Consider the following 26,431-nt stretch of genomic DNA (forward strand, 5'->3'; position numbering starts at 1 on the left):
GGTGCTTGTCCACCCACGGGTGGTCCGGCGAGCACTGCAGCGCGAAGTCGAGCGCGATCTCCAGGCCCAGCTCACCGGCGCGCGCGACGAACGCGTCGAAGTCCTCCAGCGTCCCGAGCCGGGGGTGGATCGCGTCGTGGCCACCCTCGGGCGAGCCGATCGCCCACGGCACACCGACGTCCTCGGGCCCTGCGGACAGCGTGTTGTTCGGCCCCTTGCGGAAGGCCGTTCCGATGGGATGGATCGGCGGGAGGTACACCACGTCGAAGCCCATCGCCGCGATCGCGTCGAGTCGACGTACGGCCGTACGGAACGTGCCGTGGGGCTCGGCCGCCGTGCCCTCGGAGCGGGGGAAGAACTCGTACCAGGAGCCGTAGAGCGCCCGCTCCCGCTCCACCAGCAACGCGCGCGGCTCGGAAGCCGTCACCAACTCCCGCAGCGGACAACGCTCCAGCGCCCCCTCCACCTCTGGCATCGACGCGGCCACGAACCGCGTCCCCACCGGCAGTGAGTCGTCGCGGAGCGTCTCCGCGGCGGCCAGCACCGCGGCCCGTGCCGGTCCCTCGGGCACCCCGGTGGCGGCGCGTGCGTGCAGTTCCGCGCCCTCCTCCAGCATCAGGCCGACGTCGATGCCGGCCGGGATCTTGATGCGGGCGGCCCGGCGCCAGGTGGCGACGGGATCGCCCCAGGCCTCCACGACGTAGGACCAACGGCCCGTCGTGTCCGGGGTGACCTCGGCACCCCAGTGGTCGCTGCCGGGGGCGAGTTCGCGCATCGGGGTCCACGGGCCGGGGCGGCCGTCGGGGTCGTAGAGAACGACGTTCGCGCCGATCGTGTCGTGGCCCTCGCGGAACACGGTGGCGGTGACCTGGAACCTCTCACCGACCACCGCCTTCGCCGGGCGCGCGCCGCTGTCCACGGCCGGGCGTACGTCGCGTACCGGAATGCGGCCGATCGGTACCGGGGTCGCGTTCATGGGTCTCACCTCCGCCGTGCTCGTGGCCGGGCTGTTCACCCGGTGGGGGGGCCAAGCTGCGCCGGAAGGGGGACTACCTTCCCGCCGGGGAACGCCGGTCGACGGCGATGGCGACCGGTGGCCCGCGGTGTACGACGGCCGTCGTACGGGGGCGTCCGTTCTGCTCCTGGAGGTACGAGCCCACGCTGCTGCTGTTCAGATAGCGTTCGGCGGCTTCCGAGGCCTCGCGCGCACAGCGCTTCCCCATCAGCACGCACAGGGTGTAGCCCGAGTCCTCGAAGGTGGCCCGCGCTGTCCGGTCGCCCGGCGACGCGAGCATCACGCGTTCCCACACCCGGTAGCGCCGCAGTTGGCGGGCCACTTCGGCTTTGGCGGGTAGCAGCATGGCGCTGTTCACCTTTCGCCTCGGCGGACCGCGTTTCCCGACCATCGGGTGGCGGCCGTGCGCGGAGCGGCATGGCTCCGGCACGGCAGTCGAGGCTTTCACTCATGGTGCACAGGTGATGACCAAGCGTCTTGTTGGATCTTCAACTACCCCGCCCGTCGCTCGTGTTGCACGAATGGCCTAGCGCTCGCACTCTGGAGCTGACTCAGAAGCGATCAGTGCTCACGCTTCGTGTTCGGGGCTTCGGCCCCGCAGGGCGAGGGGAAGCGCGAGCTTCGCCGGTAGGGAGCCAACGAAGATGAAAACCGCAGTGCCCTGCTACTACCACCTCGACGTGGAAGTCAGTCCGGAACGGATCGGGCAGGTCGGCCGCATCCTGGCCGCCCATCTCCGCCTCTGGGACCTGGACGTTCTCGTGAACCCCGTCTGCCGCGGCGCCGAACTGCTGCTGCGGGCCATCGACGAGCACGCCACGGACAAGGACACGTCGATCGAGCTCTGGTGGAACGGACAGCACCTGATCACCGCCATCGGCGACAACGACCGCGATCTGCGCCCGGACCAGGATCTGCGCGTCTGCCTCGCCCGGATCGCCGCGATGAGCGACGGCTGGGGCTGCTGCGCCACCGACACCGGGAGCAAGGTCATCTGGTTCTCGCAGCGCGCCCCCAGCGGCGAACGCGTCCCGCGCGTCCCGAGGACACCCGCGCCGCGCCTGCGGGAGATGCTCCAGCTTCCCCGCGCGCTTCCGCCCGCGCTGCCGGCCCGGCCGGCACACGGTGTCCTGGAGGACGCCCGGTGACCGCGAGCCCGCGCCGGAAAGGGGTGTCCGTGTGGAGCGGGCACCCCTATCCATTGGGTGCCTCCTACGACGGGAAGGGCACCAACTTCGCACTGTTCAGCGAGGTCGCCGAACGCGTCGACCTCGTCCTCATCGTGGACGACGGCAGCCACCGCAACATTCGGCTGACCGAGGCGGACGGCTTCGTGTGGCACTGCTATCTGCCGGGCATCGGTCCCGGGCAGCGCTACGGCTACCGGGTGCACGGCCCGTGGCAGCCGACCCTCGGACACCGCTGCAACCCGGCGAAGCTGCTCCTCGACCCGTACGCGCGGGCCGTGGACGGTCAGATCGACAACGACCCCTCGCTGTACGAGCGTTCGGCCGGACCCGCCTCCGGCGACAGTGCCGGGCACGGCATGCTCGGTGTGGTCACCGACCCCGCCTTCGACTGGGGCGACGACCGCCCGCCCCGCCGCTCCTACGCCGACACCGTGATCTACGAGGCCCATGTGAAGGGGCTGACCCGCACCCACCCGGAGGTCCCGGAAGAACTCCGGGGCACCTACGCGGGACTCGCGCACCCGGCCGTCGTCGACCATCTCGTGTCGCTCGGGGTGACCGCCGTCGAGCTGATGCCGGTGCACCAGTTCGTGCAGGACGGGGTGCTCCAGGACCGCGGACTCTCCAACTACTGGGGCTACAACACCATCGGCTTCTTCGCGCCCCACAACGCCTACGCCGCGCACCGCGAACGCGGGCAGCAGGTCAGCGAGTTCAAGTCCATGGTGAAGGCGTTGCACGCCGCCGGACTCGAAGTGATCCTCGACGTCGTCTACAACCACACCGCCGAGGGCAACGAGAAGGGCCCCACGCTCTCCTTCCGGGGCATCGACAACGCCTCCTACTACCGTCTGGTGGACGGTGATTGGGGCCACTACTACGACACGACGGGCACCGGGAACAGCCTGCTGATGCGGCACCCGTACGTCCTTCAGCTCGTCATGGACTCGCTGCGTTACTGGGTCACAGAGATGCACGTCGACGGCTTCCGCTTCGACCTCGCGGCCACGCTGGCCCGGCAGTTCCACGAGGTGGACCGGCTGTCGGCGTTCTTCGACCTGATCCAGCAGGACCCGGTGATCAGCCGCGTCAAGCTCATCGCCGAGCCGTGGGACGTGGGGGAGGGCGGCTACCAGGTCGGCAACTTTCCGCCGCTGTGGTCGGAGTGGAACGGCAAGTACCGGGACGCCGTACGGGACTTCTGGCGGGGCGGCGAGCATACGCTCGGCGAGTTCGCGTCCCGGCTCACCGGTTCCTCCGACCTGTACCAGCACAGCCGGCGACGGCCGCGCGCCAGCGTCAACTTCGTCACCGCGCACGACGGGTTCACCCTGCGCGACCTGGTCTCGTACAACGACAAGCACAACGAGGCCAACGGGGAAGGGAATCGGGACGGTGAGAGCGGCAACCGGTCCTGGAACTGCGGCGCGGAGGGGGAGACGGACAACCCCGCCGTGCTGGAACTGCGCGCCCGTCAGCAGCGCAACTTCCTTGCCACGCTGCTCCTTTCGCAGGGCATCCCGATGCTCGGCCACGGCGACGAACTGGGCCGCAGCCAGCGCGGGAACAACAACGCCTACTGCCAGGACAACGAAGTCTCCTGGATCGACTGGGAGTTGACCGACGAGCAGCGTGAACTCGCCGCCTTCACGCGGTACGTCATCGGGCTGCGCGCCGCCCATCCCGTGCTGCGCCGGCGCCGGTTCTTCCGCGGCGAGACCGCCGTGCACCCCGGACAGCCGCTGCCCGACCTGGTGTGGCTGCTGCCCGACGCCCGCGAGATGACCGACCGCGACTGGCAGCGCTCCGACGCGCACTCGGTGGGCGTCTTCCTCAACGGCGACGCCATCGCCGAACGCGACCCGCACGGCGGGCCCGTCGTCGACGACTCCTTCCTGCTCCTGCTCAACAGCTACTGGGAGCCCGTCGACTTCCGTCTCCCGGACCTCACCTACGGCGAGCGCTGGACGACCCTGATCGACACCGCCGAGCCGCAGGGCACCCCGGACGAGACGGAACACAAGGCCGACACGGAGATGGTGGTCGAGGCCCGGAGCCTCGTGCTGCTGTCACGGCCCGCCCGGCGCTGAGTGTCAGGGGGCAAGGCCGTGTCCGCAGAGTCCCTCCCCCAGAGGGGGCACCCCCAGCTCCGCGACGCCCGGGCGCGGCACGCGCCCCAACTGCCTTGAGGGCGTGGGAGGTGCCCACACTGGCCGCACGGGCAAAAGCCCACATGCGCGGCCCGCCCGGCGCCGAGCGTCAAGGAGTCTCGCGCGAGGTCACCGTGAACTGGGCGCCGTCCGGGTCGCGCAGCACGGCCTCGTGGTCGTTCTCGCGCAGGATGCTCCCGCCGTGCGACGCCGCGACCCGGGCGCAGGACCGGATGTCCGAGACCGCGAAGTGGACCTGCCAGTGCGGGCGGACGGTCGGGTCGGGCGCCGCCTCCAGCGCGCCCGACTCGATCCGCGCCACGACATTGCCGCCGCTGCGCAGGACGACCTCGCCGCCCTCGTACCGGACCTCGCAGCTCGCCGGGTCCGCCGACGCCCAGTCGAGGACCTCGCCGTAGAAGATCGCCGCGTCGAAGGCGTCGCGGGTGTGCAGCCGGACGAAGGCCGGGGCCGAGCGGCGCCAGGTCTCCCAGCCGCCCATGAGGTCGCCCTCCCAGACGCCGAAGGTCGCGCCGTCCCGGTCACCGAGCAGGGCCGCGCGGCCGGGCGGGAAGGAGAGCGGGCCCACGGCGACCGTGGCGCCGCGCTCGCGGACCCGGGCCGCGGCCACATCCGCGTCCGGCACGGCGAAGTACGGCGTCCAGGCCACCGCGATCTGCCACATGGAGGCCACCGCGCCCAGCCCGGCCACCGGAATGTCGTTCGCCGTGGCGATCCGGAACTGGTCGCCGAGCCGGGCCGAGCGCCATTTCCAGCCGAACACGGCCTCGTAGAACGCCTCGGTGGTCTCCACGTCGCGGCTCGTGAGACTCACCCAGCAGGGGGCGCCGAACATCGAACGGGTGGAGACGGCGTCCGGCTCACCGAGGGACGGATTCCTGTTGTGGTTCATGGCAGTCGCGTTCCGATCTCCTGGACCGGCGGCCACCGGTCTCCCCTTCAGTGTCCAACCGGAATCGGTTCCGCTGCCTCCCGAGCGGGGGTCTTGACCATCCTTTTGGGTTAGTTACCTCTGCTAAAGAGGTAATCTCGGGGTGTGGAGACGGAGAACTTCCCGGAGGAGCTGGCCGACGCGCTCGTCGGTGTCCAGCGGCTGATCCGCAGGCGGCTGCGCAGCGAGATGACCCTGCCGCGGCTGCGCGGTGCCGAGGTGGAGCTGCTGCGCCTGGTCGAGGTCCGGCCCGGCATCGGCATCTCGGAGGCGGCCAAGGAGCTGTTCCTCGCGAGCAACTCGGTGTCGACCCTCGTCAACCAGCTCGTCCGGGACGGCTTCATGATCCGCGAGACGGACCCCGCCGACCGGCGCGCCGCCCGCCTCCAGCTCACCGAGACGGCCAAGACCCGCCTCGGCGACTGGCACGCACGGCGCGCCGCTCTCGTCCGCAGTCAGGTCGACCGTCTCGACCAGGCGGACCGGGACGCGCTGCGCGCGGCGATCCCGGCCCTGCACCAACTGGCCGTCAATCTGCACAAGGAGGCCGAGGACTCATGACGCAGTCCATCGACACTGCCACCGAGCGGTCCGCAGCCGTCAGCTGCACCCGGCTCGCCTACTCCTTCGGCGAGACCACCGCGGTGGACGGGCTCGACCTGTCCGTGGGGGAGGGCGAGGTCTTCGGACTGCTCGGCCCCAACGGAGCCGGGAAAACCACGGCCATCCGCTGTATCACCACCCTGCTCCCGGTCCCGGCGGGCATGGTCCACGTCTTCGGCCACGACACGGCCAAGGAACAGATGTCGGTGCGCCGCATGCTCGGCTACGTCCCGCAGCAGCTGTCCGCCGACAGCGGGCTCACCGGCCGCGAGAACGTCGCACTCTTCGCCCGCGTCTTCGACGTCCCCCGCAGAGAACGCGCCGCCCGCGTCGCCCAGGCGCTGCGGGCCGTCGACCTCACCGACGCTGCCGACCGGCTGGCCAACACCTACTCCGGCGGCATGGTCCGCCGCCTGGAACTCGCGCAGGCGCTGGTCAGCGCGCCCCGCCTGCTCATCCTCGACGAGCCCACCATCGGCCTCGACCCGATCGCCCGCACCAGCGTGTGGGAGCACATCAACGCCGTGCGCGAGGCCACCGGCATGACCGTCCTGGTCACCACCCACTACATGGACGAGGCCGACCAGTACTGCGACCGCGTCGGCCTGATGCACCGCGGCCGCATCCGCGCCCTGGGCACCCCGGTCCAGCTCCGCGAGGGCCTCGGCGAACGCCGCCGCGCCGACGGCGCCCCCGCCACCGATCCGCTGCCCACCCTTGAGGACGTCTTCCGGGACATCGCCGGCAGCGGTCTCGAAGACCAGTCAGGAGGTTTCCGCGATGTCCGAAGCACCCGCCGCACCGCGAACCGCGTCGGCTGACCCCGCCCCCGAGTACGACCTGAACCTGCTGCTCACCCCGCCCCAACCCCGGTCCGGCTGGCGCCTGTTGCCCGCCCGCGTCATCGCGATGTGCGCGGTCGAACTCCAGAAACTCCGCCACGACCGCACCGAGTTGTACACCCGAGCCGTCCAACCGGCGCTCTGGCTCCTGATCTTCGGCCAGACCTTCACCCGCATCAAGGCGATCCCCACCGGCGGCATCCCCTACATCGACTACCTCGCCCCGGGCATCATCGCCCAGTCCGCGATGTTCATCGCCATCTTCTACGGCATCCAGATCATCTGGGAACGCGACGCGGGCATCCTCAACAAGCTCCTCGTCACCCCCACCCCGCGCTCGGCACTGATCACCGGCAAGGCGTTCGCGGCCGGGGTGAAGTCGCTGATCCAGGCCGTCGTCGTGGTCGTGATCGCCGCGATCCTCGGAGTCGCGCTGACCTGGAACCCGCTGAAGCTGATCGGTGTCGGGGCGATCGTGATCCTCGGGTCGGCCTTCTTCTCCTGTCTGTCGATGACCATCGCCGGCATCGTGCTCAGCAGGGACCGGCTGATGGGTTTCGGACAGGCCATCACCATGCCGCTGTTCTTCGGCTCCAACGCCCTCTACCCGGTGGCGATCATGCCCGGCTGGCTGCAGGCGGTGAGCAAGGCGAACCCGCTCAGCTACGAAGTGGACGCCCTGCGCGGGCTGCTGCTCGGCACCCCGTCGCATGTGGGCACCGACTTCGCCGTCCTGCTGGTGGCCGCCGCGCTCGGCATCGCCGCCGCCTCCTCGCTCCTCGGACGGCTGGCCCGCTGATCTTGTCGGGGACGTGATGTGCGGCACGCCCCCGACCGCGGTTCGATGGCCGAAAAGCGGATTGTTCCTGCGCACGGCTTGATCAGTGATCAAGCGGGCGAAAACGCTGGCCACAGCGCATTCTGCTCATTTGACAGTGCGCTGAACACACAGATAGGAAGCAGCTCTCTGAGGTCGAGAGGGTGCATTGTGTACGAGCCGAACGTGGTCGGGGACTGGCACGAGTACGACGAACATGCCGGTCTGCGTGTCCGCGTCCACAGCCTGGCGGCTGCCGAGCCGCCGCGCGGACGCGACGACGCCGCCGAAGGGCTGACGTATTTCACTCTCCGTGTCACCGTCGAGAACCGCGGCTCCCGGCACCTCGGCATCCACCTGGAGGACGGGCAGATCGACATCAGGGTCGGCCCGGACGGCGAGAGCGCCTTCATCGACTGGCGCAGCTCGCAGTTCATCGAGGGCTTCGACGTCTATCCGCTGCGCCGCGCCACCGCCGTCCTGTACGCGGCCGGCCCGGAGGCCTCCCTGACCCAGGTCGACGTACAGGTGCAGCTGCGGGTCGAGGAGGAGTGGACCGAGCGGCGCCTGTGGGCGGGCGGGATCGGTCTGTGCGAGGAGGCCGTCGCGGCCGGTGCCGGGCGGGACGGTCTGGCGCACCAGGTGAGCAAGTTCCTCCGCGACCAGGCGGAGCCCGGTACCCCCTGAACCGTTCAGGCGTCAGTGCGGGATGCCGTCGATGATCTCGCGGGCGCCCTGCCGCAGCAGCGCCACCGCCACCGACGTGCCGAGCGTCGCCGGGTCCAGCCGTCCCGCCCACTCGTGGGCGTTGAGCCGGGTCTTGCCGTCCGGGGTGAACACACAGGCGCGCAGCGACAGTTCACCGCTCCGGTCGACCTGGGCGTACCCGGCGATCGGGCTGTTGCAGTGCCCCTGGAGGACATGCAGGAACATGCGCTCCGCCGTCGCCTCGCGATGTGTCTCGGGGTGACCGAGACCGCTGATCGTGTCGATGACGTCGGTGTCGCCCTCACGGCACTGCAGGGCGAGGATGCCCGCGCCGATCGGCGGCATCATCGCCTCGGCGGACAGCACCTCGGTGGCCACGTCCGTCCGGTCGATGCGCTCCAGGCCCGACATCGCGACCAGCAGCGCGTCCGCCTCGCCCGCCGCGAGCTTCTCCAGCCGCCGGTTCACGTTGCCGCGGAACGGCACGCACTCCAACTCCGGGTGAGTGGCGGCCAGTTGCGCGACCCGGCGGACCGACGAGGTGCCGACCCGGGTACCGGCCGGCAGCTCGTCGAGGGTCAGCCCGCCCGGGTGGACCAGGGCGTCACGGATGTCGTCCCGCTTCAGGAACGCGGCGAACGTCGTACCGGCGGGCAGCGGCCGGTCGGCGGGCACGTCCTTCATGCAGTGCACCGCGAGATCCGCCTCACCCGCGAGCAGCGCGGCGTCCACCTCCTTGGTGAACGCCCCCTTGCCCTCGACGGCGGACAGGTCGCCCATCCACTTGTCGCCGGTCGTCTTCACCGGCACGACCTCGGTGCGCACCTGTGGATGAAGGACGGCCAACTCGGCGCGGACACGCTCCACTTGGGCCAGCGCCATGGGCGAGTCGCGGGAGACGATTCGGATCAGTTCGGGCACGGACATGCGGCCACGATAGACCGTCCGGCACGCACCCCGATGCCGCACCCGTCAATTCAAACCCCTCGTACCCCCCGAATCAGACCAGGGGCTCGCTGATCTCCACGGCCCGCACCGCGGCGACCAGCGCCGTTTCGTCCCCCACGTCCAGGGCGGTGTCCGTGAACTTGATGACATGTTCGTCGCCATGGGCGACAGCCAGTTCGAGCACCTCCTCGGCGGTGAGGCGCCGTGACGTCGTGTACCCGATCGGCTCACTCGGGGTGTACATCGCGGTGACCGCCGCCGACGCCGTCCACGCTGCCCGCAGGCTCGGCGCCCACAGCTCCCGGGGCAGCGCGTCGAGAGTGCGCAGCACCGCGTTGGGCGCCGTCGCCGCGTGCACCAGCATGGTCGGCTCGCCGTGCCCGTGCGTGGCGTAGCGATGCGTGGCCGCACGCACCAACTCCGTGAGCCGCTCCCGCGCCGCGTCCGGATCGCTCACCTCGTCCGCCCAGACGGGCAGTCGGCGTACGGCGTCCAGCCTGGCCCGGAAGCCGGCCGGACCCTGGACGATCGGCGGCACGGCGTCGAGGGAGTCCGCGGCGCTGCGGCCACCGGGCGACGGCGCGATGCCCGACACGGGTTGGTACCGCGCGGCCCAGTAGCCCAGACCGTGCGCCAGCTCCGTGAGCCGGGGCTCGTTCTCGTCCGCACCGAGGGCCCGTACGGCATGACCGACCCGGATGACGGGATGGGTGGCGCCCGCGGAGATGCCGGGCAGCAGACGCGGCCACCACACGGCGAGGACGCTCCGCCAGGGGTGTTCGGCGAGGGAGCGGGAGAAGTGGTCGATCCAGTCGGCGGCTCGGCGCGGATCACCCAGCGCCGAGAGCCAGTTGTCGTCAGTGACGGGGTCCACCGGATCGGGGAAGTCCTCCAGTTTGTCCCGGTAGAGATCCAGCCAGTGGTGGACGGCCCCGGCCCGCCCGTGCGCGGCGAGCGCCTCGGCGACCATCGGGGCGTGGTTGCTGAGCCAGCCGTTGCGCTCAGGTCCGGTGGAATGCAGTCGCTCTAAAGCCTCTTCCAGCGTTCCGCTCATGTCCATGCCCAGCACGCTAGGTGTCACGGCCCGACGGCAGATCCGACCGGAGACGGAAGAAGCACCCACCTGTGGTCCTACACCTGAGAACCCATCACGGCCCCACCGGCGGAGCGCCCACGCTCACTCCGTCAGCACGACCGAGATCGCGCGGTGCCCCCGCCCGTCGGCGGCCACGACGGGTTCCCCCGGCCGCCCGTCCACCGTGCACGACCCCACCCGGCTCCCGCCGCCGCTCAGCGTGACGTCCAGCGTCATGCCCCGGTACCGCAGCCCGCGCAGACTCACCGCGCCCCAGGCCGGGGGCAGACACGGGCGCAGCCGTAGCGACCCGTCCGTGAACGTCAGACCGAACAGGCCGTCGTGGATCAGCCGCAGATACGCCGTCGCCGACCAGGTCTGGTCGGGCTGGGACACGAAGTGGTTCGCGTGGCCACTGGCACCGCCCTGCCAGCCGCCGTCCACGGCACCGGTCACCGAGTTGTACAGCTCGTAGAAGCCGCCGCTCGTGGCGGTCAGACCGGCGAGGATGTCCACGGCGAGGGCGAACGGTTCGGTGCGGCCGGCGTCGGCCGCGGCCTGGCCGTACAGCCCGTGCACCATCGGCCACACCATCACGTTGTGCCGCCCCGGACGCCGGTCGTCGAAGCGCGGGAAGTGCGGCCAGACGTTGACGATGCCGTACGGCTGCCAGTGCGTGGCGTCGAGGATCCGGCCGGCCCGTTCGGTGTCGGCGACGCCGAGGAGGACGGCGAGGGCCAGTCCCGCGCCCTCCTGCGAGGTGTCGAGGTGTCCGGCGAGGGGGCCCTCGCCGTGGACGAGGTAGCCGTAGGTGCCGGCGTCCGCGCGCCACAGGTGGCGGTCGATCGCCGTGCGCAGCTGCTCGGCGTCCGAGCGCAGGGAGGCGGCCTGTACGGGGCGGCCGAGGGCCTCGGACATGGCGGCGAGGGCGAGATGGGCGCCGTAGTAGAGGCAGTTGGTCGACAGGCACATCAGTTTGTCGGTGTGCGGGTGGTCCAGGACGAAGGACGAGTGGACCGAGGTCGATGCGGGCGGGCTGGGGTAGCCGGAGATGCCGTCGTTCATGAAGCCCGGGCCCTCGAAGAGGCCGAGCGAGGGGTTGAGGTGCTGGGCGCGGCGGGCCGCGAGGGTGCGCGCGGACGTGTCGTGGGCCTGGGCGAGGAAGTCGCGGTCGCCGGTGACCAGGTAGTGGTGGTGGGCGGCCAGGACCCACACGATCTGGTCCCACCACTGGTTGTCCTGCTGGACGACGAGCCCGTCCCGCGTCCGGTCGACCACGGACCACAGGGTGTTGCGGGCGACCTCCGGCGCCAGCAGGCTGACCCCGCTCCACGCGTTGACGGCCGCGTCCCGCGTCCAGCGCTGGGGTGCGGGATAGCCGCCGCCGGCCCGGACGACCGTTCCGGGCGGATAGCTGAGCAGTCCGGCCCTGTCGTACACCGAGCGGTCCGCGCCGATGGTGTTGGCGCCGGACACGGACCTGAGCGCGGACGAGTAGAGGTCACCGAGCCGGTGCTGGGTGGCCGGGTCGTCGAAGGTGAGGGTGGGCATGGTGTATCCGTTCCCGGGGGCCGGGCCCTGTGCACCCGCGGGGATGGCCGTCGCTCCGGCGATGCCCAGCGCGATCAGGAGAGCCCGCCGCGAGACCCTGCGTTCAGCTGCCACGTTCCGTCCTCTCGGGCTCCCGGGGTCGAGATGGTCCCGGGAGCCCTGAGAACGATGGTGCCCTGTGGACGGTACCGTCAGGCGGCGGGGTCGAACGTGATTCCGGAAGGCTTCGCCGAGGTGAGGTGGGCCACGAAGTTGGCGTCCTTGAGTCCGAAGTTCGCGCTGCCGAAGTCGTAGGCGCTCAACTTGTCGCGCAGGCCCGCCGGGTAGCCGTTCCAGCCGACGAGCGGCGGGTACTGCCAGGTGTGCTTGTCGTTCTCCGGCGGCTCGTCGTTCGAGTTCGCGAGGCGGAAGTCGTGCGTGCCGATGCCGTCCTTGTGGTAGACGATCTTGGCGTGCGTGCCGTCGAAGCGGACCTCGGAGGCCGCGTGCACGGTGAACGAGCCGTGGTTGGACGTCGACACGTACTGGATCGTGCCGTTCTGCACCCACACCACGACGTGTTCCCAGTCGTTGCGGTGCCCGCCGATGCTGGAGTTGGCGATGGCCTGGTCCTTCTCGAAGTACAGGCCGTACATGTACGCGCACCAGCCGTTGTTGCACTTGTAGCGCGAGTAGCTGTTGGTGTTGTCGAGGTCCGAGGCGTCGTGGCACTCGCCGCTGAGCGAACCCGTGGGGTTCAGGCCGCCGTTGATGGTGCCGTCGGGGCCGATCGCGGGCGTCGGATAGCAGCCGTCCGTGTCGTAGTCGAAGGCGGGCAGATACGTCTTCTCGGCCGTCTCGGCGTTCGCGGGCAGTGCCGCGGGCGGGGCGGCGAAGGCGGCGGAGGGGAAGGCGACGACGAGCACGGCGGCACCGCCGAGACCGGCGAGCCACCTTCCGCGGCGGGTTCGGGACTTCTGGGACGACAACGCGTCCTCCTCTCGGGCGCAGCCCGGCGGCTGTGGGATGGAAAGGGCTTTCAGAGTCCCTACTTTTCATGTACGCGCCAAGGGGTTGAGGTGTCACGATGGTGACACGGCGCCCAATACTTGATCTACGCAAGTTCATCGGCTGTCGGGCAGGTCGGCGGCCGACTCCTCCGGTGCCAGGTCGGGCCGCAGCCGCAGCCAGGACGGCTGCCGCAGCAACCCGGCCCGGGTACGGGTGCTGTAGCGGACCTCGCCGACCAGCCGGGGCACCACCCAGCGCGCCCCGGCCACCGCAGGCACCGGATCGAAGGGGCAGCTGTCGGTCGCGGCGGCCCCCAACAGCGCGGCGAGTTCAGCGCGTTCGGCCTCGCTCCAGCCCGTGCCCACATTGCCGACGTACCGCAGCCGCCCGCCCGCGCGCTGCCCCACCAGCACCGCGCCAGGCAGACCGGACAACCGCCCCTTGCCCGGCACCCACCCGCCGACCAGCACGTCCTCGCTGCGCAGATTACGGATCTTGATCCAGGCCCGGGAACGCACCCCCGGCTCGTACACCGAGTCCAGCCGCTTGCAGACCAGGCCCTCCAGCCCGTGCTCACGCGTGGCCCGCAGCGCCTCGGCGCCATGTCCGGTGAGCGCGGCGGGAGTTGACCAGTTCGGGCCGTGCAGGTCCAGTCGCTCCAGCTCGGTGCGGCGGTCGGAGTAAGCGAGGGCCAGGAGCGGCCTGTTGAGGTGCGGGACGTCGAACAGCACCAGATGGACAGGGGTGTTCACGGCTCGGTGTGCCGCGAGTGCGGGCGATGCGGCCAGGCCCATCCGGTTCTGCAGCAACTGGAAGTCGGCGCGCCCCTGTTCGTCCAGGGCCAGCACCTCACCGTCCAGGATCGCCCGCGCGCCGCCCAACTCGCGCCCCAGGGACAGAAGTTCGGGATAGGCGCCGGTGATGTCCGCACCGGAGCGGGCGCGCAGCAGGACGCTGCCGTCGCCGGGGAGATACACCAGGACGCGCTGGCCGTCCTGCTTGGTCTCGTAGGCCCAGCGAGCGTCCTGCCCGGCGGGCGGGAGGGCGCCGGGGGTGGCGAGCATGGGTGCGATGCGGGGGAGGGGCACGCCACAGGTGTCGACGGAGAGCGGGGGCGGCACGCCTTTTCGGCGGGGGGTTCGCCTGAACGGGCGCCAGGTCCTGTCCGCGAAGTTCCGTCGTCTGCCTGAGGGCGGGCCTCGCCGCTTCCGGTGTGGGCTCCGGGGCGAGAGGGGCACGTCCCACGCCCTCAGGGCAGTGGGTGAGCGTGCCGGGCGTCGTCGGCAGGCAGGCGACTCTGCGAACGCGGCCTGCGTCAGAGCGCGGGACCGGACGGTGGCGGTGCCTGCGCCAGCCCCGACTGGTAGGCCATCACGACGAGTTGGGCCCGGTCGCGGGCGTCCAGCTTGGTCATCGCGCGGTGCACATGGGTGCGGACGGTCAGCGGGCTGACGTACAGCTGCTCGGCGATCTCGTCGTTCGAGTGCCCCTCGGCGGCCATGGCCATGATCTCCCGTTCCCGGGCGGTGAGGACGCCCAGCCGGTCGGGCGTCGCCAGCCGGGCGCTCGGCGCGGGCGTGGCCAGGAAACGGCTGATCAGGGTGCGGGTGGCGAGCGGAGAGAGCAGGGACTCGCCGGACGCGACCGTACGGATGCCGGCGAGCAGTGCCTCGGCGGTGACGTCCTTGCCGAGGAAACCGCTTGCGCCCGCCCGCAGCGCCTGTGCCACGTACTCGTCGACCTCGAAGGTGGTGAGGATCAGGACACGCGTGCCGGACAGCGCCGGGTCGGCGCAGATGGCGGTGGTGGCGGTCAGGCCGTCGGTGCCGGGCATCCGGATGTCCATCAGGACGAGGTCGGGGCGGTGTTCAGCGGCCAGCGCGATCGCCTCGGCGCCGTCGGCCGCCTCGCCGACCACCTCCATGCCCTCGCAGGTGTCGATCAGGATCCGGAAGGTGGCCCGCAGCAGGGCCTGGTCGTCGGCGAGCAGCACACGGATGGTCATCGGGTTCTTTCTTCCGGTTCGGGGGCGCTGGGGTACAGCGGCAGTTCGGTGGTGACCTCGAAGCCGCCCTCGACCCGGTGCCCGGCCCGCAGGGCACCGCCGACCGACCGGGCGCGCTCCCGCATCCCGATCAGTCCGAAGCCCTGGCCCGGGGGCGGCGCCGGGACGGTCGTCGTCCCCGGGCCGTCGTCGGACACGGTGACGGTCAGCCGGTCGTGGGAGTAGCGCAGCCGCACCTGGGCCGACCCGGTCGTGGCGTGCTTGCTGACGTTGGTGAGCGCCTCCTGCACGATCCGGTACGCCGTCAGGTCCACCCCGGGTGACAGCGGGCGCCGTTCGCCCTCCGTGGTGACGGTGACCGTGAGTCCGGCGGCGGTGAACGCGCCGGTCAGCTCGGCGAGTTGGGCCAGCCCCGGACTCGGGGCCAGCGGCGCGCATGGATCGTCGGCCCGGCGCAGCAGACCCACCGTGCCCTTCATCTCGCGCAGCGCGGAGGACGTCGTACCGGCCAGCTCGCTCAGGATCTTCTGCGCATGGTCGGGGTGGGTGCGCGCCAGGTGGGCGGCGGTGCCGGCCTGGGCGTGGGCCAGGGCGAGATGGTGGGCGACGACGTCGTGCAACTCCCGCGCGATGCGCATCCGTTCCTCGGCCACCCGGTGCCGGGCCTCCTCCTCGCGGCTGCGCTCGGCGTACTCGGCGCGCGCCTGTACGGCCTCCAGGTAGGCGTCCCGCAGCCGGAGCGCGTTCCCGGCGACGACCGGCAGCAACAGCCAGGCGGCCGGGCCGACCGTCTTGAACGGCCAGGGGTGATGCACCGGGTCCATCAGCGTCGCCGTGGTCACCACCAGCACGACCGACGCGAGGAAGTAGCGGCGGGCCGTCCGGCGGCGGGTGAGGACGGCCAGCCGGTACAGGGCCAGCATCAGCGGCCCCAGCATCAGCGGGGTGAGGAGGCAGCCCAGCGCGGCGGCCCCGGCGGCGGCGACCGCCGTGACGGCGACGACCGCGCGGGGGCGGGTCCGCTGCCAGAACAGGGCCGCGCAGGAGACCGTGGCGAGCGCGATCGTGGGGGCCACCGCGTCGGGCCCGGGACCGCGCGGCACGTTCAGCTCGCTGCCGAAGAGGAACATGGCGAACAGCAGCACCGCCGACATGGTGTCGACGGTGCGGATGTGCTCGTCCGCGTAGCGCTGCCAGCTGTGCTGCATCGGTGTCTCCGGTGGGTCTCCTGTGGCCATGGTCGGCGATGCCCGGTCCTGACCTGGGGCCGGGTCCCGCCGGTGGGGTCCGGGGACAGGCGGCGGGGCCGCCCGCGTCATGCTCTGCGGACGGCCCGTCGGGGGAGTGGCGGAGTCAGGCACGGGTGACCGGTACCGGTTCGGGGACGGCGGGGGCCGCGGGTGTGTTGCGGGTGAGTGCCTCGCCCTCGACGTCGATGTTCGGCAGCAGCCGGTCCAGCGGGCGCGGCAGCCACCAGGCGGCCCGGCCCAGCAGCGCCAGTACGGCGGGCACGATCGCCATCCGGACGACGAAGGCGTCGAGCAGCACGGCCGCCGCGAGCCCGAAGCCGGTCCCGGAACAGGGTGACCGACCAAGGCGGCCGGAAGTCGCCTGGCCCAGTCGATGGAGAAAAATGGCCACGGGACGGAGTGCTCCACATCTGCTCTCGGGGACCGACCCAGACTCGCGGCCGGACCCCCGTCCCGTCGTCGTGCGGCTGCCGACACTCGCGGCTACTGAGAACGCAGTACGCGCCGTCGGCCGTGTCATCCCCTGGCACGACCGGCGGCGCGCATGTCACACGTTCTGCAGATACGCCAGCACGGCCAGCACCCGGCGGTGCCCGCTGTCGCTCGGCGGCAGGCTCAGCTTCAGGAACACATTGCCGATGTGCTTGCTGACCGCGCGCTCGGTGACGACCAGGGTCTTGGCGATCGTCGTGTTGTCGTGGCCCTCCGCCATCAGCTTCAGCACCTCGCGCTCGCGCGGGGTCAGCGAGTCCAGCGGTGAATTACGGCGCCGGGTGAGCAGCTCGGTCACCACCTCGGGGTCGAGCGCCGTACCGCCGGCCGCGACCCGGTCCAGCGCGTCGAGGAACTCGTCCACGCGGCCGATCCGGTCCTTGAGCAGATAGCCGACCCCGCTCGCCCCGACGCCCAACAGCTCGGCGGCGTACGACTCTTCCACGTACTGCGACAGCACCAGCACCGGCAGCCCCGGAATCTTCTCCCGTGCCTCCAGCGCGGCCCGCAGCCCCTCGTCGCGGAAACCGGGTGGCATCCGCACGTCCAACACGGCCACGTCCGGCCGGTGTTGGAGCAACGCGGGCAGCACCTCGGGCCCGCTGCCCGCGACGGCCACGACCTCGTGCCCGGCCGACGTCAGCAGGAGGACCAGACCCTCCCTCAGCAGGGCGTTGTCCTCGGCGATCACGACCCTCATGTCAGCTCCGCCTCAACTACGCTCACCAGACGCACGGCAGCTCCACTTCGATCACGGTAGGTCCCCCCACGGGGCTGGTCACAGTCACACTGCCGTCGAGCGCGGCGACCCGGCGCTGCATGCCCAACAGCCCCGATCCGCCCGCTTCGTCGGCGCCGCCCCGGCCCTCGTCGCGCACCTGGACGCGCAGTCCGGTGCGGGCGCGGGCGAGATGGACCTCGGCGCGGTCGGCGCCGCTGTACTTGGCCGCGTTGGTCAGGGACTCGGCGATCACGAAGTACGCCGCCGCCTCCACCGCCGCCGGGGCGCGCGGCCCGTCGTGGCCGTCGGTCAGCCCGTCCACGGTCACGCTGACACCGAGCGCGCTGCTGGCGGCCAGCGCGCGCACCGCGCCGACCAGGCCGCGGTCGGTGAGGATCGGCGGATGGATCGCGCGGACGACGTGCCGCAGATCCGTCAGCGCCTCCTCGGCCAGCGTCTGCGCCTCGTCGAGCATCCTGCGGGCCGCCGCCGGGTCCTGGTCGTAGGCCCGCTTGGCGAGCCCGATGCGCATCGACAGTGACACCAGCCGGGCCTGCGTCCCGTCGTGCAGGTCCCGCTCGATCCGGCGCAGTTCGGCCCCGTGCGCGGCGATCGCGCCCGCCCGGGTCTGCACCAACTCCTCGACCCTGACAGCCAGTTGGGCCTTCGGCGAGGGCTTCAGCAGGGCGGTCGACCACTCGGCGTCCAGGTCCGCGAGCCGGCTGATCAACGGCAGGACGACGGCCTCGCGGCGCAGCAGCCCGCACCACACCCCGTCGACGACCAGACCCAGCGGCCACAACGGCAGCATCAGCACGGGCAGCACGCCGTAGGCGTAGTACGCGACCATCCAGCGGAAGTCGGTCAGCGTGCTCGGGTCGCGGACCGCCGTGCGCAGCCGCTCCCGGACGGTGCCGTTCAGGGGCTGGTACGCCTCGGGGATCTTCCGCCCGGTCCAGGCGCCCGCCTGCTGCCGTTTGGCCCCGGCGATCCGCCGTATCAGCAGCACGGTCTCGGGCAGCATGAACGCGCCGACCACCGTGACCGTGAGGATCGCGGTGATCAGGAGCACGGTGATGAAGATGTACGACCCGAAGGCCATCGCGGCGGAGACGACCAGCTGGAGTGTCGCCCGGCCCGCCTGCCGCAGGGTTGCGCGCATGGAGATCAGGTTAGGCGCAACGGCCCGGGCGCGCGGGCCGCGCGGCACGGGTGCAGCCCACTCCACCACGGGCCCGGGAGACCGTTCCACCACGGGTCCGGGAGAGCACTCCCTCGTGTCGTCGGACGGACGACGGAATCGTTGAAGCACCACGTCAACCAAGATCCAAGTCTGTTCGATCCGGAGGAAACCATTCATGAAGCCGCTGCTCGCGTCGAGACCCGTGCTGTGGTCCCTGTTCCTGTTCAACCTGGTCGTCGCCGTTGCCGCGCCCTTCGTGGCCGACGGCCCGCAGGCCGTACTGACCGGCGTCGGCATGGGCGCGGTCTCGCTCGGGGCGGGCATCAGCCTGTTCCGGACCCGCCGGAAAACCGTCTGACACCCCTACGCGAGGCAATGTGTCCACGGACCCGGCGCCGATCTGGGGGAGTGGCCGACGACCGGGTCCGGGACAGCGCCGACCCCCGTCCCCACGGGTTCGGCGCGGGGCCGCCTTCCGCTCAAGGCGGCCCCGGCTCTGGTGGAGCGAGGGCTCAGTTGGGTGCTCCTGCTTTCCGTTGCCCGTCCGCACAGTCGGGCTTCCTTGAGTTAGGCAAGCATATGTGACTTACTTGAGTCAAGCAATCGAATGGATATTGCTTGAGTCAGGCAAGCAGGACGGTAGGCTGAGCGCATGTCCACGTACGGCAGCATCAGTGAGACACGATCACTCGCCCGCGGTGGCGGGCAACACCTGCTCGTCGCCGTGGACGAGCCGGACAACGCCGAACTCCTCTCCACCACGCTGGAGTTGGCCGGCTACCGGATCGGGACGGCCGGCAGTGGCACCGAAGTGGTGTCGCGGCTGGCGGAGCAACGATTCGAACTCGTCGTCATCGACGCGGAGTTGCCGGAGATGGACGCCCTTGAGCAGGGCGGCCGACTCGTCGCGCACCGCCCGCCCGTCCTGCTGCTCACCGCCTGGGACGCCCTGGACAAGCTGCTGCCCGAACTGGGCGCGGGGGAGCGGGACTACGTCACCAAGCCGTTCCGGATCGCCGAAGTGCTCGCCCGTATCCAGGTGTTACTGCGTACCAGGGGTGGCGGCCGGGACGGTGCGCTGCACTACGCCGACCTGGTCCTGGACGACACCACCTGCCAGGCGCGGCGCGGCCGGCGCACGCTCGATCTCACGCCGGCGGAGTACCGGCTGCTGCGCCACCTCCTCGTCAACGCGCACAAGGTGCTGTCCAAGGAACAGATCAGCCGGTACGTCTGGGGCGACTTCCGCGGCGACAACGCGATGGAGCAGCTGATCTCCCGCCTCCGGCGCAAGGTCGACCAGGAGGGAGCCGCGCTGATCCACACGCGCCGGGGCTTCGGGTACTGGCTCGGGAGGGCGGCCGGGTAGGGGCGGTGGAGGTTGTGCCGGTGGGCGATGTCGAGCACGTCGGCCCCAAGTAGGCTGCCCCAGGCTCGGCTTGATCACCGGTGCAGGCTCTTCTGGGGGGATTGACCTGATGGTTCGTCATGGGTCCACGGCCGCGGGGGTGGCGCGTCGAGTGGGCGGCATCCTGGGGCTGGTCGCCGCGGCGGCGCTCGCGCTGGCCGTGGTGCTGCTGTCGCCCTTCGCGCTGGAGGAGTTCTCCGACTCCCAGGGCGTGGACTGGAACAGGCTCAGCCAGGTCGGCGCGGCGTACGGCTTCACCTCGGCGATCGTCTCGGCGCTCGCGTTGGCCGGAGTCGCCGTCTCCCTGGGCGTGCAGAACCGGCAGGCCAGGGCGGACCAGGTCCAGGGGATCCGCAGCTACTACCTCGAACTCGTCCGCCTGGAACTCGACGACATGGCGCTGTTCCAGCCCGTCTGGGGCGACACGGACATCGCCGATCCGCATGAGCGCAAGCGGCACGTCTATGCCGACCTCATGATGAACTACGCCTGGATGGGCTTCGAGATCGGAACCATTCGCGAGAGCCTGCTGCGGGACATGCTCGCCGGGATGTTCACCGGCGAGGCCGGGCGGCGCTACTGGATCCGGGCCCACACCTCGTGGATCGCCGGTTCGTCGGGAAGCCGCACCGGTCGCCGCTTCCTGGCCATCGTCGGCGAGGAGCACGCACGGGCGGCGGCTTCCGGACCTCCGGCCCGCTCACCCATTCCCTCCCGTCCACCTGCCGTGCCGGTTGTGAGGACGTCGCCCGCGTGGCGGGCATCGGTCGGCGCCCTGGCCGGTCCGGGCGCGGGACTGGCGCTCGGGTCGCTGCTGCGGAGTCGCCGGTAGGAGTTTTTGCGCAGCAAATATGGACAGTCTGTGCAGTGGGCTGCGGGGTGGGGTCACGGCGACGTGACCCCACCCTTTTCGCGTTGCTGCCGCGAGTCGCCGTCGTCGCGCATCCATCCGTCAACTCACAGGTAATTCAACCTGGTTCGCCCTCCCTGACATCTCTGTCCGGTTCATGGCAACACTGCCGACGGGTGATCTGGATCACGTCAGGTCGATGTCAGGCAACTGACCGGAAGTCGTCAGTCCGCTCTGTTTGCATGTGCTCATCGAGGCCTCGTTCCCCGCCCTCCGGCGTCCCGCCCCACGCGGAGCCCCCCCACCACCGAGGAGAGACATGGCCGACACCCTGACCGGCACCGCGCCCGACACGGCAGCCGCGGTCCCCGGATATCCGATGCAGCGGGACGTGCGCTGCCCCCTCGCCCCGCCGCCGGCCGTGCACGGGCTGCGGGACGGGAAACCGATCAGCAGGGTCCGGATCTGGAACGGCGCCACGCCCTGGCTGATCACCCGCCACGCCGACCAGCGCGCCCTGCTCACCGACCCGCGCGTGAGCGACGACGACCTGGAACCCGGCTTCCCCTACGTCAACGCGCACCGCGCCGAGATCGCCCCGCACACCCCGCGACTGATCACCAACACCGACGCCCCCGAGCACACCCGGCTGCGCCGGACGGTCAACGCGCCCTTCCTCGTCAAGCGCATCGAGGCCATGCGGGCGCCGATCCAGAAGATCGTCGACGAGCTGATCGACGACATGCTGGCCGGTCCCAACCCGGCCGACCTGCTCACCGCGCTCGCCCTGCCCGTCCCGTCACTGGTCATCGCCGAACTGCTCGGAGTGCCGTACGAGGACCACGACTTCTTCCAGCGGAGCAGCAGCATCGCGCTCGACAGCGCCGCCTCGCCCCAGGAGGCGCGGGAGGCGAGCGGGGCGTTGGCCGCCTACCTCGACAAGCTCATCGGGCTGAAACTGGAGACCCCGGGCGAGGGTGTGCTCTCCGAGATGGCGGAGCGGGTGAGGAACGGTGAGATGACCCGTGCCGAGGCCGTCCACATGGGCGTCGCCATGCTCATCGCCGGGCACGAGACCACCGCCACGATGATCAGCCTCGGCACCCTCGCCCTGCTCCAGCACCCCGACCAACTCGCCATGGTGCGCGACACGGACGACCCCAAGGTCATCGCCGGAGCCGTCGACGAACTCCTGCGCTACCTCACCATCGTGCAGACCGGCGTCCGCCGGGTCGCCAAGGCCGACATCGAGATCGGCGGCGTCACCATCAAGGCCGGCGAGGGCATGATCTTCGACCTGCACGCGGCGAACTGGGACCCCGAGGCCTTCCCCGAGGCCGACCGCCTCGACATCACCCGCTCCGCCCGCCGGCACCAGGCCTTCGGCTACGGCCCCCACCAGTGCCTCGGCCAGAATCTCGCCCGCCTCGAACTCCAGGTCGTCTACGGCACCCTCTACCGCCGCGTCCCGACCCTCCGACTGGCCGCTCCCGTCGAGCAGTTGGCGTTCGACCGTACCGGCACGACGTACGGCGTGGCCTGCCTGCCCGTCGCCTGGTGACCACCACCTCCACGTCAACTCACAAGAGAGCAAAGGACACAGCCATGAAGGTCGAACTCGACGAACCGAAATGCGTCGCCTCCGGGCAGTGCGTAGTGGCCGCCCCCGACGTCTTCGACCAGCGTGACGACGACGGTGTGGCCATCCTCCTGGAGGAGCACCCCGGCGCCGAACTCGTCGACGACGTACGGGAAGCCGTGGCGGTCTGCCCGGCCGCGGCCATCCGACTGGTGGAGCGGTGAAGCGGATCGTCGTCGTCGGAGCCTCGGCCGCCGGACTCGCCGCGGCCGAGACTCTCCGCCGCGAGGGCTACGACGGCACCCTCACCCTCGTCGGCGAGGAGCCCCATCTGCCGTACGACAGGCCGCCGTTGTCCAAGCAGGTCCTCGCCGCCGAGTGGGAGCCGGACCGGGTCGCCCTGCGCACCCCTGCCGACCTGGCCGGGCACGACCTCGACCTGCGCCTCGGTGTCGCCGCGACCGCGCTCGACCTCACCGCGCAGGAGGTGACGCTCTCGGACGGTGCGCAGGTGCCGTACGACGGGCTGATCATCGCCACCGGGGTGCGCCCCCGGCGGCTGCCCGGCGAGGGCGCGCATGTCCTGCGCACGCTCGACGACGCGCTCACACTGCGCGAACGGCTCGGCCCGGGGCGGCGGTTGGTGGTGGTCGGCGCCGGGTTCCTCGGTGCGGAGGCCGCCGCCGTGGCCTGGCGGCTGGGTGCTCAAGTGACCTTGCTGGAACCGGCGTCCGTCCCCCTGGCGCACGCGGTCGGCGAGCAGGTCGGCCAGGTGCTGGCCCAGGCCCACGTGGACCATGGCGTGAACCTGCGCACCGGGGTCTCCGTCACCGAGGTGACCGACGAGGGCGTACGGCTCGGGGACGGCGAGGAGGTCGAGGCCGACGAAGTGCTCGTCGCCGTCGGCTCGTTGCCGAACACCGGGTGGCTCGCCAGCAGTGGCCTCTCGGTGGGCGACGGCGTGGTGTGCGACGAGTACTGCGAAGCCGCCAGGAACGTCTACGCGGCCGGTGATGTCGCCCGCTGGTACAACCCGCTGTTCGGGACGTCGATGCGGATCGAGCACCGCACCAACGCGGCCGAGCAGGGCATGGCCGCCGCCCGCAACCTGCTCAACTCCCAGGCGCGCAAGGCGTTCGCGCCCGTCCCGTACTTCTGGTCCGACCAGTACGACATGAAGATCCAGGCCCACGGCTATCTGCGCGGCCACGACGAAGTCGCCGTGGTGGAAGGGGACTTGGGCGAGCGGCGGTTCGTGGCCGCCTATCGCACCGGCGACCGGCTCACCGGCGCCCTCGCGGTCGGCATGCCCCCGAAAGCGACCCGCGGCTGGCGGCTGGCCATCGCCGCCGGAGTGAACTGGGAGGAGGCCGTCCATGGCGCGACGACCGTCTGAGGAACCTCGCGACGTCGTCGTGGTCACCGGCGCCGGCGGCATGGGAACGGCGATCGCCCGCCGCCTCGGCAGCGGACGCACCCTGTTCCTCGCCGACGCCTCGCGCGGCCAACTCGACCGCACCGTCGCCGCGTTGCGCGCCGAGGGCTACGCGGCACACGGAGTCCTGACCGACATCTCCGACGGTACGGCCGTCGAGAAGCTCGCGCAGACGGCGGCCGGTGAGGGCAGGGTCGTCGCCGTGGCGCACACGGCCGGGGTCTCCGCCTCGATCGCGTCGGCGCGCACGATCCTGGAGGTGGACCTGCTGGGCACGGTCCATGTGATCGACGCCTTCGAGGCGGTGGCGGGGCGCGGCACCGCGCTGGTCGCCGTGTCCAGCATGGCCGGGCACTACGCCTCGCTCAGCCCCGAGGAAGAGGCCGCCCTGGCCACCGCCCCGGCGGCGGAGCTGCTCTCCCTGCCCGTCGTCACGGCAGTCGGCGACGACTCGCTGCGCGCCTACATGGTCGCCAAACGCGCCAACCATGTGCGCGTGGAGGCCGCCGCGCTCGCCTGGAACCTGCGCGGCGCCCGCATCAACACCGTCAGCCCCGGCGTGATCTCCACCGCGATGTCGAAGGCGGAGGCCGAATCGCCGCACGGCGGGCACATGTTGAAGATGCTGGGCGACTGCGGAGCCGGACGCACCGGTACGCCCGGCGAGATCGCCGACGCGGTCGCCTTCCTCACCGGCCCGCAGGCCCACTTCATCACCGGCACCGATCTGCTCGTCGACGGCGGGCAGGCCGCGTGGGTGCGCAGGCACATGCGGCGCTGACGGGGGAACGGCGGGCCTCGGTCGGTTCAGTCCCGTGACGTGAGAATGCTCAGCGCGTTCGCGGCCACGACGGCTCCGATGCCCGCCCACTCCGCCCAGCCCAGCCGCTGACCGAGGCCGATCCACCCGACCACGGCGGCGAGCACCGGGTTGACGCTCATGAACAACCCGAAGGCCGGAGCCGGCACCCGGCGCAGCGTGAACAGATCGGTCAGATACGGCACCGCCGACGACATCACCCCGGCCGCCACCGCACACCCGGCCGCGGTGAGTGTCGGCGGATGCCGGACCGCGACGACGATCCCGACCGGCAGGAACATCAGCGCGGACACCCCGGCCGAGGCCGCCGAACCCTGCGCCCCGGGGATGCGGCCGCCGACGGTCCGGTTGAGCAGGATGTACGACGCCCAGCACGCGGCGGCGAGCAGCCCGAGGCCCATGCCCAGGTAGTCGGCCGAGGGGCGAGGGCGCATCAGTGTCACCACGCCCGCCGTCGCGATCAGCGCGTAGCAGGCGTCCGCGCGCCGCCGGGTCGCCGCCAGCGCTATGGACAGCGGACCCAGGAACTCCAGCGTGACCGCCAGACCGAGGCCGATCCGGTCGATCGCGGTGTACAGGGACAGGTTCATCGTCCCGAACACCACGGCCAGCAGCAGGACCGGCCACCACTGCCGCCAGGTGAACTCCCGCAGTCGCGGCCTGCCCACGGCAAACAGGACGGCCGCGGCGACGTACTGGCGCACCGCGACGACTCCCACCGGCCCGATGACGGGGAAGGCGAGGGAGCCGAGCGCGGCACCGGTCTGGTTGGACAGCCCGCTGCCGGCCATGGTGGCCACCCCGGCGAGGCCGACCCGGGAAGACGGCCGCGGGGTGCCATGTGTCGTGCCGGTCAACGGAGTTGTCGCTGCGGAGGCTCCAGGCATGCTCCGATCGTGCGCCTCACTCGTACTTGCGCAAAATGCAAGAGCCGGACGATCTATACGCTGTAGTCATGGATCTGGAGCTGAGGCAGTTGCGGTGTCTCGTCGCGATCGTCGACGAAGGGACCTTCACGGACGCCGCCCACGCACTCGGCGTATCGCAGGCGGCCGTCTCCCGCACCCTCGCTTCTCTCGAACAGGTCCTGGGCGTAAGGCTGTTGAGGCGTACCTCCCGATCGGTGACACCGACGAGCACCGGGCTGCGGGTGCTCGCGCACGCCCGGCGGGTCCTCGCCGAGGTCGACGACCTGGTCCTGGACGCCACCTCGGGCCACGCCCATCTGCGCATCGGCTACGCGTGGTCGGCGCTCGGCCGGCACACGCTCCCCTTCCAGCGCCGCTGGAGCCGGGCGCACCCGGAGACCGACCTGCACCTGGTCCGCGTCAACTCCGCCACCTCGGGGCTCGGGGAGGGCGCCTGCGACCTGGCCGTCGTCCGCCGGCCCCTCGACTTCCGGCGGTTCGAGTCGGCCATCGTCGGGCTGGAGCGACGGCTGTGCGCCATGGCCTCCGACGACCCCCTCGTGCGTCGCCGCTCGGTCCGGCTGGCCGACCTCGCCGGGCGCACCCTCCTCGTCGACCGCCGTACCGGCACCACCACCGCCGACCTGTGGCCGCCCGACTCCCGCCCGGTCACCGAGGACGTCCACGACGTCGACGACTGGCTCACGGTGATCGCCACCGGCCGCAGCGTCGGCATGACCGCCGAGTCGACCGCCAACCAGTACCCGAGGCCCGGAGTCGTCTACCGCCCGGTGCGCGACGGCGAGCCCATCGCCGTCCGGCTCGCCTGGTGGAAGGACGACCCGCATCCCGCCACCCAGGCCGTGCTGGAACTGCTCACCGCGCTCTACCGCGAGCCGTAGCGGAAGACTGTTCACCGCCCGTCCACGGCCGGTCCAT

General features: G+C 71.3%; 27 protein-coding genes and 1 pseudogene. 14 read left to right on the forward strand and 14 right to left on the reverse strand.

Annotation, left to right across the window (positions count from 1 at the left end; all coding sequences use genetic code 11):
* Positions 1-976, reverse strand: a 976-nt coding sequence (locus ACIBJH_RS26270) for a maltotransferase domain-containing protein (protein ID WP_399119321.1), incomplete at its 3' end; no start/stop codon positions are given.
* Positions 977-1,049: 73 nt separating this feature from the next.
* Positions 1,050-1,361, reverse strand: a complete 312-nt coding sequence (locus ACIBJH_RS26275; protein ID WP_399119322.1) for a DUF5133 domain-containing protein — start codon at positions 1,359-1,361, stop codon at positions 1,050-1,052.
* A gap of 298 nt (positions 1,362-1,659) precedes the next feature.
* Here ACIBJH_RS26275 and ACIBJH_RS26280 point away from each other — a divergent pair, with 298 nt between their 5' ends.
* Positions 1,660-2,163, forward strand: a complete 504-nt coding sequence (locus ACIBJH_RS26280; RefSeq protein ID WP_399119323.1) for a pep a2 — start codon at positions 1,660-1,662, stop codon at positions 2,161-2,163.
* Positions 2,164-2,186: 23 nt separating this feature from the next.
* The gene (gene glgX / locus ACIBJH_RS26285) at positions 2,187-4,295 is read left to right on the forward strand and encodes a glycogen debranching protein GlgX (RefSeq protein ID WP_399119640.1); all 2,109 of its coding nucleotides are present in this window, start codon (positions 2,187-2,189) and stop codon (positions 4,293-4,295) included.
* A gap of 169 nt (positions 4,296-4,464) precedes the next feature.
* Here the strand turns inward: glgX and ACIBJH_RS26290 are convergent, their stop codons facing one another.
* On the reverse strand, positions 4,465-5,268 hold the full coding sequence (locus ACIBJH_RS26290; RefSeq protein ID WP_399119324.1) for a VOC family protein: 804 nt from the start codon (positions 5,266-5,268) through the stop codon (positions 4,465-4,467).
* Positions 5,269-5,412: 144 nt separating this feature from the next.
* On the opposite strand from ACIBJH_RS26290, the gene ACIBJH_RS26295 reads away from it, so the two are divergent.
* The 4 genes from ACIBJH_RS26295 to ACIBJH_RS26310 all read left to right on the forward strand — a co-directional run bounded on the left by ACIBJH_RS26295 (position 5,413) and on the right by ACIBJH_RS26310 (position 8,256).
* On the forward strand, positions 5,413-5,868 hold the full coding sequence (locus ACIBJH_RS26295; protein ID WP_399119325.1) for a MarR family winged helix-turn-helix transcriptional regulator: 456 nt from the start codon (positions 5,413-5,415) through the stop codon (positions 5,866-5,868).
* A complete protein-coding gene (locus ACIBJH_RS26300; protein WP_399119326.1) occupies positions 5,865-6,731 on the forward strand; it encodes an ATP-binding cassette domain-containing protein in 867 nt (288 codons plus the stop codon). The genes ACIBJH_RS26295 and ACIBJH_RS26300 overlap by 4 nt, the downstream gene beginning before the upstream one ends.
* The gene (locus ACIBJH_RS26305) at positions 6,691-7,551 is read left to right on the forward strand and encodes an ABC transporter permease (protein WP_399119327.1); all 861 of its coding nucleotides are present in this window, start codon (positions 6,691-6,693) and stop codon (positions 7,549-7,551) included. The genes ACIBJH_RS26300 and ACIBJH_RS26305 overlap by 41 nt, the downstream gene beginning before the upstream one ends.
* Positions 7,552-7,740: 189 nt before the next feature.
* Positions 7,741-8,256, forward strand: coding sequence for a hypothetical protein (locus ACIBJH_RS26310; protein ID WP_200716717.1), 516 nt, complete (start codon positions 7,741-7,743; stop codon positions 8,254-8,256).
* A gap of 12 nt (positions 8,257-8,268) precedes the next feature.
* Here the strand turns inward: ACIBJH_RS26310 and hemC are convergent, their stop codons facing one another.
* From hemC to ACIBJH_RS26360, 10 genes and pseudogenes are all read right to left on the reverse strand, one after another.
* The gene (gene hemC, locus ACIBJH_RS26315) at positions 8,269-9,204 is read right to left on the reverse strand and encodes a hydroxymethylbilane synthase (protein ID WP_399119328.1); all 936 of its coding nucleotides are present in this window, start codon (positions 9,202-9,204) and stop codon (positions 8,269-8,271) included.
* A gap of 73 nt (positions 9,205-9,277) precedes the next feature.
* The gene (locus ACIBJH_RS26320) at positions 9,278-10,285 is read right to left on the reverse strand and encodes a questin oxidase family protein (protein ID WP_399119329.1); all 1,008 of its coding nucleotides are present in this window, start codon (positions 10,283-10,285) and stop codon (positions 9,278-9,280) included.
* Between the two features lie 117 nt (positions 10,286-10,402).
* Positions 10,403-11,965, reverse strand: coding sequence for an MGH1-like glycoside hydrolase domain-containing protein (locus tag ACIBJH_RS26325; RefSeq protein ID WP_399119330.1), 1,563 nt, complete (start codon positions 11,963-11,965; stop codon positions 10,403-10,405).
* Positions 11,966-12,042: 77 nt separating this feature from the next.
* The gene (locus tag ACIBJH_RS26330; protein WP_399119331.1) at positions 12,043-12,819 is read right to left on the reverse strand and encodes an NPP1 family protein; all 777 of its coding nucleotides are present in this window, start codon (positions 12,817-12,819) and stop codon (positions 12,043-12,045) included.
* A 135-nt stretch (positions 12,820-12,954) separates the two neighbouring features.
* Positions 12,955-13,929, reverse strand: a complete 975-nt coding sequence (locus ACIBJH_RS26335) for an ATP-dependent DNA ligase (protein ID WP_399119332.1) — start codon at positions 13,927-13,929, stop codon at positions 12,955-12,957.
* Between the two features lie 227 nt (positions 13,930-14,156).
* A complete protein-coding gene (locus ACIBJH_RS26340) occupies positions 14,157-14,846 on the reverse strand; it encodes a response regulator (RefSeq protein ID WP_399119333.1) in 690 nt (229 codons plus the stop codon).
* Positions 14,843-16,054 carry a sensor histidine kinase gene (locus ACIBJH_RS26345; RefSeq protein ID WP_399119334.1) on the reverse strand — a complete coding sequence of 404 codons (1,212 nt, stop codon included), beginning with the start codon at positions 16,052-16,054 and terminating at the stop codon, positions 14,843-14,845. The genes ACIBJH_RS26340 and ACIBJH_RS26345 overlap by 4 nt, the downstream gene beginning before the upstream one ends.
* A gap of 145 nt (positions 16,055-16,199) precedes the next feature.
* Positions 16,200-16,418, reverse strand: a pseudogene (locus tag ACIBJH_RS26350) (hypothetical protein); the annotation flags it as partial.
* Between the two features lie 225 nt (positions 16,419-16,643).
* Positions 16,644-17,288: a response regulator transcription factor gene (locus ACIBJH_RS26355; RefSeq protein WP_026178736.1), complete on the reverse strand. Its 645-nt coding sequence runs from the start codon at positions 17,286-17,288 to the stop codon at positions 16,644-16,646.
* Between the two features lie 22 nt (positions 17,289-17,310).
* Entirely contained in the window at positions 17,311-18,471 is a 1,161-nt protein-coding gene (locus ACIBJH_RS26360; protein WP_399119335.1) for a histidine kinase, read from the reverse strand.
* Positions 18,472-18,667: 196 nt separating this feature from the next.
* Between ACIBJH_RS26360 and ACIBJH_RS26365 the strand changes: the two genes are divergently transcribed.
* From ACIBJH_RS26365 to ACIBJH_RS26395, 7 genes are all read left to right on the forward strand, one after another.
* A complete protein-coding gene (locus ACIBJH_RS26365; protein ID WP_399119336.1) occupies positions 18,668-18,850 on the forward strand; it encodes a hypothetical protein in 183 nt (60 codons plus the stop codon).
* A gap of 294 nt (positions 18,851-19,144) precedes the next feature.
* The gene (locus ACIBJH_RS26370) at positions 19,145-19,861 is read left to right on the forward strand and encodes a response regulator transcription factor (RefSeq protein ID WP_399119337.1); all 717 of its coding nucleotides are present in this window, start codon (positions 19,145-19,147) and stop codon (positions 19,859-19,861) included.
* Between the two features lie 139 nt (positions 19,862-20,000).
* The gene (locus tag ACIBJH_RS26375) at positions 20,001-20,732 is read left to right on the forward strand and encodes a DUF6082 family protein (protein WP_399119338.1); all 732 of its coding nucleotides are present in this window, start codon (positions 20,001-20,003) and stop codon (positions 20,730-20,732) included.
* Between the two features lie 337 nt (positions 20,733-21,069).
* Positions 21,070-22,311 (forward strand): cytochrome P450, encoded by a 1,242-nt coding sequence (locus ACIBJH_RS26380; RefSeq protein ID WP_399119339.1) that lies wholly within the window; start codon positions 21,070-21,072, stop codon positions 22,309-22,311.
* A 44-nt stretch (positions 22,312-22,355) separates the two neighbouring features.
* Entirely contained in the window at positions 22,356-22,553 is a 198-nt protein-coding gene (locus tag ACIBJH_RS26385; RefSeq protein WP_043663821.1) for a ferredoxin, read from the forward strand.
* Positions 22,550-23,725 carry an NAD(P)/FAD-dependent oxidoreductase gene (locus ACIBJH_RS26390; protein WP_399119341.1) on the forward strand — a complete coding sequence of 392 codons (1,176 nt, stop codon included), beginning with the start codon at positions 22,550-22,552 and terminating at the stop codon, positions 23,723-23,725. Before ACIBJH_RS26385 ends, ACIBJH_RS26390 begins: the two co-directional genes overlap by 4 nt.
* Positions 23,706-24,545: an SDR family oxidoreductase gene (locus tag ACIBJH_RS26395; RefSeq protein ID WP_399119342.1), complete on the forward strand. Its 840-nt coding sequence runs from the start codon at positions 23,706-23,708 to the stop codon at positions 24,543-24,545. Before ACIBJH_RS26390 ends, ACIBJH_RS26395 begins: the two co-directional genes overlap by 20 nt.
* 26 nt (positions 24,546-24,571) lie before the next feature.
* Here the strand turns inward: ACIBJH_RS26395 and ACIBJH_RS26400 are convergent, their stop codons facing one another.
* Positions 24,572-25,471: an EamA family transporter gene (locus ACIBJH_RS26400; RefSeq protein ID WP_399119343.1), complete on the reverse strand. Its 900-nt coding sequence runs from the start codon at positions 25,469-25,471 to the stop codon at positions 24,572-24,574.
* Positions 25,472-25,539: 68 nt separating this feature from the next.
* Here ACIBJH_RS26400 and ACIBJH_RS26405 point away from each other — a divergent pair, with 68 nt between their 5' ends.
* A complete protein-coding gene (locus tag ACIBJH_RS26405) occupies positions 25,540-26,394 on the forward strand; it encodes a LysR family transcriptional regulator (protein ID WP_399119344.1) in 855 nt (284 codons plus the stop codon).
* Positions 26,395-26,431 lie beyond the last annotated feature (37 nt).

Origin of the sequence: Streptomyces sp. NPDC050548 (assembly GCF_044457385.1) — a bacterium.
In the GTDB taxonomy this organism is placed as follows: Bacteria; Actinomycetota; Actinomycetes; order Streptomycetales; family Streptomycetaceae; genus Streptomyces.

What these genes read in the sequence shown, in the direction of transcription:
- ACIBJH_RS26275 (WP_399119322.1), bottom strand. Translation starts at nt 1,361, where the DNA reads ATGCTGCTACCCGCCAAAGCCGAAGTGGCCCGCCAACTGCGGCGCTAC.
- ACIBJH_RS26305 (WP_399119327.1), top strand. Translation starts at nt 6,691, where the DNA reads ATGTCCGAAGCACCCGCCGCACCGCGAACCGCGTCGGCTGACCCCGCC.
- ACIBJH_RS26345 (WP_399119334.1), bottom strand. Translation starts at nt 16,054, where the DNA reads ATGCAGCACAGCTGGCAGCGCTACGCGGACGAGCACATCCGCACCGTC.
- ACIBJH_RS26320 (WP_399119329.1), bottom strand. Translation starts at nt 10,285, where the DNA reads ATGGACATGAGCGGAACGCTGGAAGAGGCTTTAGAGCGACTGCATTCC.
- ACIBJH_RS26340 (WP_399119333.1), bottom strand. Translation starts at nt 14,846, where the DNA reads ATGACCATCCGTGTGCTGCTCGCCGACGACCAGGCCCTGCTGCGGGCC.
- ACIBJH_RS26280 (WP_399119323.1), top strand. Translation starts at nt 1,660, where the DNA reads ATGAAAACCGCAGTGCCCTGCTACTACCACCTCGACGTGGAAGTCAGT.
- ACIBJH_RS26360 (WP_399119335.1), bottom strand. Translation starts at nt 18,471, where the DNA reads ATGCGCGCAACCCTGCGGCAGGCGGGCCGGGCGACACTCCAGCTGGTC.
- ACIBJH_RS26400 (WP_399119343.1), bottom strand. Translation starts at nt 25,471, where the DNA reads ATGCCTGGAGCCTCCGCAGCGACAACTCCGTTGACCGGCACGACACAT.
- ACIBJH_RS26355 (WP_026178736.1), bottom strand. Translation starts at nt 17,288, where the DNA reads ATGAGGGTCGTGATCGCCGAGGACAACGCCCTGCTGAGGGAGGGTCTG.
- ACIBJH_RS26380 (WP_399119339.1), top strand. Translation starts at nt 21,070, where the DNA reads ATGGCCGACACCCTGACCGGCACCGCGCCCGACACGGCAGCCGCGGTC.
- ACIBJH_RS26365 (WP_399119336.1), top strand. Translation starts at nt 18,668, where the DNA reads ATGAAGCCGCTGCTCGCGTCGAGACCCGTGCTGTGGTCCCTGTTCCTG.
- ACIBJH_RS26395 (WP_399119342.1), top strand. Translation starts at nt 23,706, where the DNA reads ATGGCGCGACGACCGTCTGAGGAACCTCGCGACGTCGTCGTGGTCACC.
- ACIBJH_RS26300 (WP_399119326.1), top strand. Translation starts at nt 5,865, where the DNA reads ATGACGCAGTCCATCGACACTGCCACCGAGCGGTCCGCAGCCGTCAGC.
- ACIBJH_RS26290 (WP_399119324.1), bottom strand. Translation starts at nt 5,268, where the DNA reads ATGAACCACAACAGGAATCCGTCCCTCGGTGAGCCGGACGCCGTCTCC.
- ACIBJH_RS26405 (WP_399119344.1), top strand. Translation starts at nt 25,540, where the DNA reads ATGGATCTGGAGCTGAGGCAGTTGCGGTGTCTCGTCGCGATCGTCGAC.
- ACIBJH_RS26385 (WP_043663821.1), top strand. Translation starts at nt 22,356, where the DNA reads ATGAAGGTCGAACTCGACGAACCGAAATGCGTCGCCTCCGGGCAGTGC.
- hemC (WP_399119328.1), bottom strand. Translation starts at nt 9,204, where the DNA reads ATGTCCGTGCCCGAACTGATCCGAATCGTCTCCCGCGACTCGCCCATG.
- ACIBJH_RS26370 (WP_399119337.1), top strand. Translation starts at nt 19,145, where the DNA reads ATGTCCACGTACGGCAGCATCAGTGAGACACGATCACTCGCCCGCGGT.